Source organism: Streptomyces sp. NPDC026062 (assembly GCF_055568375.1).
On sequence record NZ_JBVHOQ010000004.1, the window covers coordinates 303083 to 309436 of the forward strand.

The 6354-nt window shown below is 69.5% G+C and carries 7 protein-coding genes and 1 pseudogene; 5 read left to right on the top strand and 3 right to left on the bottom strand.

All coding sequences use genetic code 11. The features are described from left to right. The first annotated feature begins 1 nt into the window (after position 1). Genes ACZ4LX_RS05835 through ACZ4LX_RS05850 form a run of 4 tightly spaced genes read left to right on the top strand, consistent with a single transcriptional unit; the run spans position 2 to position 2463 of the window. Positions 2–217 (top strand): MbtH family protein, encoded by a 216-nt coding sequence (locus tag ACZ4LX_RS05835; RefSeq protein ID WP_123467710.1) that lies wholly within the window; start codon positions 2–4, stop codon positions 215–217. A 10-nt stretch (positions 218–227) separates the two neighbouring features. Next, positions 228–1475, top strand: coding sequence for a cytochrome P450 (locus tag ACZ4LX_RS05840; RefSeq protein ID WP_467651452.1), 1248 nt, complete (start codon positions 228–230; stop codon positions 1473–1475). Between the two features lie 29 nt (positions 1476–1504). Further along, complete coding sequence (locus ACZ4LX_RS05845; protein WP_467651451.1) at positions 1505–2263, top strand: SRPBCC family protein; 759 nt, start codon at positions 1505–1507, stop codon at positions 2261–2263. Next, positions 2263–2463: a hypothetical protein gene (locus ACZ4LX_RS05850; protein WP_467651450.1), complete on the top strand. Its 201-nt coding sequence runs from the start codon at positions 2263–2265 to the stop codon at positions 2461–2463. Before ACZ4LX_RS05845 ends, ACZ4LX_RS05850 begins: the two co-directional genes overlap by 1 nt. A 254-nt stretch (positions 2464–2717) precedes the next feature. On the opposite strand, the gene ACZ4LX_RS05855 is transcribed toward ACZ4LX_RS05850, so the two are convergent. The 3 genes from ACZ4LX_RS05855 to ACZ4LX_RS05865 form a co-directional block, all read right to left on the bottom strand. After that, positions 2718–4364: a discoidin domain-containing protein gene (locus tag ACZ4LX_RS05855; protein ID WP_467651449.1), complete on the bottom strand. Its 1647-nt coding sequence runs from the start codon at positions 4362–4364 to the stop codon at positions 2718–2720. Next, on the bottom strand, positions 4351–4599 hold the full coding sequence (locus ACZ4LX_RS05860; protein ID WP_467651448.1) for a hypothetical protein: 249 nt from the start codon (positions 4597–4599) through the stop codon (positions 4351–4353). Before ACZ4LX_RS05860 ends, ACZ4LX_RS05855 begins: the two co-directional genes overlap by 14 nt. 257 nt (positions 4600–4856) lie before the next feature. After that, on the bottom strand, positions 4857–5972 hold the full coding sequence (locus tag ACZ4LX_RS05865; RefSeq protein ID WP_467651454.1) for a carbohydrate ABC transporter substrate-binding protein: 1116 nt from the start codon (positions 5970–5972) through the stop codon (positions 4857–4859). Here ACZ4LX_RS05865 and ACZ4LX_RS05870 point away from each other — a divergent pair. Next, positions 5874–6354 (top strand): annotated as a pseudogene (locus tag ACZ4LX_RS05870) (beta-galactosidase); the annotation flags it as partial. The gene ACZ4LX_RS05865 and the pseudogene ACZ4LX_RS05870 sit on opposite strands and share 99 nt — an antisense overlap.

The following is a 6354-nucleotide window of genomic DNA, read 5'->3' on the forward strand; positions in this document are numbered from 1 at the left end:
CATGACCAACCCCTTCGACGACCAGGACGGCACCTTCCTCGTCCTCGTCAACGACGAGAACCAGCACTCGCTCTGGCCGCAGTTCGCGGACGTACCGGCCGGCTGGACCGTCGTCCACGGCCCCGACTCCCACGCCGCCTGCCTGGAACACGTCGAACAGTCGTGGACCGACATGCGGCCCAAGAGCCTGGCCGACGCCATGAACGCCCAGCGGTAGCACGGCCGACGTGACGTCCACCGACACACTGGCCGGGGCCCGCGACACCGCGGGCCCCGGCCGGCCCGACGGCCTCGCCGCCGCTCTGTTCTCCCCCGGGGCCCGGCAGGATCCCTACCCGTTCTACGCCCGCATGCGGCGCGAGGACCCGGTCCACCGAAGCCCTCAGGGCATCTGGTACCTCACTCGGTACGCCGATGTCGAGGCGGCGCTGGGCGACCTGCGGCTGTCCAACGACCGGGACAGAATGACCCGCGCCTACAGCAGGCTCGGCGGCGACCTCAAGGCCCTCAGCCGGCTCACCGACCGGCTCGGCCGGGTGATGACCAACACCGACCCGCCGGACCACGCCAGGCTGCGCGGACTGGCCAACAAGGCCTTCACCGCCCGGCGGGTGGAGGCGCTGCGCGAAGGTGTCCAGCGGATCGTCGACCGGCTCGTCGACGAGGCGGTCGAGGCCGGGCCGGCCATGGATCTGATCGAGGCCGTGGCCTCCCCGCTGCCGATGTCCGTGGTGTGCGAGCTCTTCGGCATCCCGGACGAGGACCGGCCGCAGGTCAAGAGCTGGTTCCGCCGGTTCGGCCGGCTCAGCGAGGACATCGACAAGTCCGAGGCGGCGATCGACCAGTACGAGGAGTACCTGTCCGGGCTCATCCGGCAACGCAGGCGCGCACCGGGCGACGACCTGATCAGCGCCCTGGTCGCCACCCAAACCCAGGACGACCGGCTCACCGACTCCGAGCTGCTGTCCACCTGCTTCGTCCTCATCACCGCCGGCGACGAGACCACCACTCACCTGATCAGCAACGGTGTGCTCGCCCTGCTGCGCCACCCGGACCAGCTGGCCGGGCTGCGCGCGGACCCGGGCCTGATCCGCGGCGCCGTCGAGGAACTGGCCCGCTACGACACGGTGACCCAGGCGATCGTCCGGGTCGTCGCGGAGGACCTGGAGATCGGCGGGAGGACGCTGCGGGAGGGCGAACTGGTGTATCTGTTCCTCGGCGCGACCAACCGCGATCCGGAACGCTTCGAGGATCCCGACCGGCTCGATCTGTCCCGTCCCGGCAACCGGCATCTGAGCTTCGGCCACGGCCCGCACTTCTGCCTCGGCGGTCCGCTGGCCAAGCTCCAGGCGGAGGTGGCCGTCGGCACGCTGGTGCGCAGGCTCCCCGGACTTCGGCTGGCCGACGCACCGGCCCTGGAATGGCGGGACAACCCGCTGCAGCGGCGGCTGGCCTCCCTCCCGCTCGCCTACTGACACCCGAACGACGACGAAGGAGTACCGACATGGCCCGAGAGTTCGAGGTCTGCCGGGAGCAGCATCTGCCCGTCCCGCCCGACCAGGTCTGGGACGCGGTCGCCACCGGCCCCGGCAACCTCGGCTGGCTCTATCCGATGGAGATCGAGCCGCGCGTCGGCGGAAAGGTCACCCGGGGGGACGCCACCGTCGTGACATGGGAGCCGCCCCACCATTTCGCCGTACGGGCGACCCAGGACGGCGGGTTCTCCAACACGCTCAGCTACCGCATCGAGTCGGCCGACGGCGTCACGAGCCGACTGCGCATGGGGATCCACTGGGTGCACACGGGTGTCGTCGACGACGCCTGGAACTGGGACGCCAAAACGGACGTGGCCGAGAAGTACGTCGACTTCCACCAGCACGCCCTCGCCGAGTACCTGCGCCACTTCGCCGGCCGGGCCGCCGTGTACATCAGGTCCCAGCGCCCCGAACCCACTGCCGATCCGGCCGACTTCGCCGCGCTGCGCCGACGCCTCGGTCTCGCCGACGACGCGGCCGTCGGCGACCGGTTCACACTGTCGGCCCCCGGCCCGGAGCGTGAACCCGAGGAGGTGGTCGTCGACTGGCTCAGCACGGACTTCGTCGGACTGCGCGGCCCGGACGCCCTGTACCGGTTCTTCAACGGCAGCACCTGGAACGTGCCGATCGTCCTCGCCCACCATCTGTTCGCCGAGGACACCGACGAGGAACAGACCACCAAGGCGTGGACCGCCTGGCTCGACGACACGCATGCCAGGGAGCACTGATGGAAACCTCGGCACAGACGCTGCTTTTCGCCGCCGAACTCATCGAGGAGAACGGCACCCACACGCTCGTCGTTCAGGACGTGCGGAAAGGCACCGTCCAGTCCACTCCGGTCCCCGGAGCCATGGTCGACAAGCTTCCGGCCTTCCTCGCGGCGCTCACCGCCAAGCTCCAGCCGGTACCACCGCGCCGCCGCTGGTAGCGCGTCGGGAAATCCGGCTCCGTGCGCGGCAGCGCCGGCGGTGAGCCCCTGGACGTCGTCCCATCGCGTCAACGCACAAGCGGAGCTGCCCGTTACGTCGCACCACTGAGCACCGCGGCACCTTCGGGCCGTCGACGCCTCAGGAGTGGGGCGTCGACGGCCGGCGGGTGCCGGCGAACGGGACCGCCGCGGGTCCGGGTCCGGCCGGGAGGTGGGTCACCCCCGGGTCGGCGCGGTGCGCGCGGCCGTCCGGGTCATGCGTTCGCGCGGTAGAGGGAGATCTCGGTCAGGCTCGGGGTGTACTGCTCGGTGGCGATCCGGCCGGTGAGGGCCACCCGGAGCTTGGTGGTGGTGACGCTGTCGAAGCCGGTCACGGTCAGGTCGTGACCGATTCCGGTGTCACGGCTCGCGAAGGTCACCCAGGTGCCCGTCGCCGCGTCCCAGCGCTGGAGCTCGAAGGACTGCACCCGCGGGTTCGTGCCCGAGTCGGTGTACTCGTCCAGGTAGACCTGGTCGAAGGTGGTGTCCGTACCGAGGTCGATGTCGAGCGTGATCGGGTAGGCCGCGTCGTCCGCGGCGGCCCAGCGGGTGGTGAGGTCGCCGTCGGTCAGCTTCTCCGCGCCGAGCGAGCCGTTCGCCCCGGGGTGGGTGGAGCCGGCGGTCACCGGCTTGCCGAGTGCGAGGTCGACGCGGTTGTCGGCCTCGTCCTCGATGGGATCGTCGTCGACCGGGTGGGCGACCCGCTTGCCGGTCCTCGTCTCGGCGATGCCGATGTCGGGGGCGTCACCGTAGTAGAGGCGGGTCCCGAGGAAGTCGGCGGTGCCCAGGTGCGTGTTGTAGCGGCCCGCGTCGATCAGCGGCGAGTCCTTGCGCAGCGAGAAGTGTGCGGCGGCCTTGCGGATGTGGTCCACGCCCGCCCCGGTGACGTAGTCGGCGGGGTCGCCGACGAACTTCGGGTCGGCGCGCAGCCCGTCCGGATCGGCCGGTTCCTGGGTGGAGTGCTTGGCGCCCGCCTCGTAGTAGTCGTTGTGGGAGAACACGGCCTGCCGCAGGGCGCCGGTACGGCGGTACCACGTGTAGCTCTTGCTGCCGAAGACCTGGAAGTCGACCGCATCGTAGTGGATCTTCTGCCAGTTGCTCGGACCGTCGAGGTCATGGACGTAGATGTCCGAGATCCGGAAGTGGTCCATGATGCTGTCCTCGCCGGCCTTCAGCAGGTCGGCGTTGATCGAGACCATGATTCCGTCGCGGACGTACGAACCCTTGGTGATGTCGGTCGCGAAGTCGTCGTCGTTGGACAGCTCGACGTTGTTGATGTCCCAGTACTGCTGGTTGCGCAGCACGATCGCGCCGGTCAGGCCGACGGTCTCGGGGTTCTTCGTGCCGTCCGCCTTGAACGGGCTGGGCACGTTGCCGTTCGTCGCGATGCAGGGGCGGCCGGCGCGCTTGTCGCCGTAGGCCGAGATGGTGACCGGCTTGCCTGCGCTGCCGGATCCCTTGGGCCAGAGCTGCTCGTCCTGCCACTGCTCGCCGGCCTTGAGCAGAATGCGGTCGCCGGGGGCGAACGTCTTGGTGTTCGCCCTGGCCAGGCTGCGCCAGGCGGAGCCGGGTGAGGTGCTGGCCGCGTTGTCGTGGCCGTGCGTGGCGTCGATGTAGTAGTCCTTGCCGCCGGTCCTGTTGGGCTTGTTGCCCGGCCAGGACTGCCCGGCGGCGGAGGCCGGGGCGGCGGTGGGCTGCCCGGGCCGGGCCGCGGCGTGCGCGGCCGGGGCGAGCGAGCCCACGAGCAGCGCGGCGAGCAGGGAGGTCAGGCCCGTGCGGAGCGCCGCGCGGTGATCCGCGCTCGCTTCGGCGCCCCTTCGTCGGTGGGCGGGCCGACGTCGACAGGTCTCATTGCTGCACATCCTTCGCGTTGATGGCGGCCATCGCCGGGGCATCGACGTCCATCGAGACGTCGTCGGCCCGGCGCTGGAGGTATGCGTCGAACTTCTTCGAGACGACCGACTGGCGGATCCGCTGGGCGTACTCGGTGAACGCCTTGTCCCCGTCGGTCTTCTTGCGGTCGAGTTCGTAGTAGGTGATCTGGCCGGTGCCCTTGACGGGCGCGGAGACCTGGCCGGGCTCGAGCGTGGAGAGCACGTTCGGGATGCAGGCAGGCGAGCACGAAGCGGGTGTTGCCGCGCCGGCGAGCCGGGGATGTGGTGCCGCGCCGGGGCTTTCCGGCGGGCGGCTCGGGTTTCGTCGCGGAATCCGCTGAGCCTCGGGGTGGGGTGGAGAGGGTCGTCACCGTGCCGATCCTTCGGTCGTACGAAGCAGTCCTGGGTGAGCCGGGAGGATCTCCCGGGTCGTGGGGGCACCGGCGGCGCCCCGGGTGGACCGGGGCGCCGCCGGGCACGTCAGCTGCCCGCCTGGCGGAGCTTCTCGCTGGCGTCGTTCAGCGCGGACTGCCACGTGGACTCGGTGGTGTCGCCGCTGTTGATGCTGTTGGCCGTGTCGAAGAGCGTGGACTTGATGTCGACACCCGCGACCGGGGCGGTGGAGGCGAAGCCGCCGACGAGCGCGGAGACCGACGGGTCCTCGTAGACCTTGTAGAACTCGGCGCTCTCACCGGTCAGGGTCTTCGCGATGCCCTCGATGGGCTGGATCGCGTTCGACTTGGCGAAGATCGCCGCCGCCTTGTCCGAGTACAGATAGGCGATGAACTCCTTCGCCGCGTCCTTGTTCTTGGCCGCGCCGGGAAGCCAGACCGACTCGACCGAGGTGGTGAGGTGGCGTTTGCCGCCGTCGGTGGCCGCCGGCAGCGTTGTCAGTCCCCACTTGAAGCCTTCCGCGCGGGGGGCATCGGCCATCTCGCCGGTGATCCAGGTGCCGTTCGGCATGAACAGCGCCTTGTTGTCGAGGATCGACTGCTGGTTCTTGGTGAAGTCCTGCTCGTTGGCATAGCCGACGGTTGACTCCGACGCGTAGCCCAGCAGCCTGGTGGTGAGGTCGAGCGCCTTCTTGGCGTTCGCCGTCTTCCAGACGTCCTTCTTGTACGTCATGACGTCGTTGTGGAACGGCTCCCCGCCGACGTCGGCGAGCAGGGCGTAGAAGTACGAGTCGAGGTACCCGGCGGTCGGGTAGGTGAAGAGCGCGATGCCCTGCTTCTTGGCCTTGTCGCCCAGTGCGAACATCTCGTCCCAGGCGGACGGGACCTTCCAGCAGTTCTTCTCGAACAGGCCCTGGTTGTAGAAGAGCCCGGTCGGCGCGTAGTACATCGGCATGAGGTACGTCTTGTCCGTGCCGTACGGGTTGGTGTTGAGGTTGCCTATGACGCCCTGGGTGAGCTTGTCGCCCACGGTCTTGTCCTCGCCGGGGACCTTGGTCTCCAGGACGGGCGTGAGGTCTTCGAGGGCCTTGTCCTTCACCAGGACCCGGCGTTCACCTCGGCCGTCGCCCGCTGGTTCGACGACCTGATCCCGCGTCTGTCCGCGCTCCAGGCGTCCCGGGGCGGCCCGGTCGTCGCCGTGCAGGTGGAGAACGGGTTCGGCAGTTACGGCGACGACCACGCCTATCTGTGCTGGAACCGTACGGCCCTCACCGAGCGGGGCATCGACGAACTGCTGTTCACCGCCGACGGGCCCACCGAGCTCATGCTGGACGGCGGCACCCTGCCCGGCACCCTCACCGCGGCCACCCTGGGCTCCAAGCCGGACGCCGCCCGGAAGCTGCTGGCGGGCCGCCGGCCCGACGAACCTTTCATGGTCGCCGAGTTCTGGAACGGCTGGTTCGACCACTGGGGCAAGAAGCACCATGTCCGGGGGGGTGCCTCTATGTCCTTCGTCAAGGTATCCCTGTCGGGTTTGGTGTGGTTCGGGGTGTTGGGGTTATGCGGCGAGCTCGATGTCCTTCGGT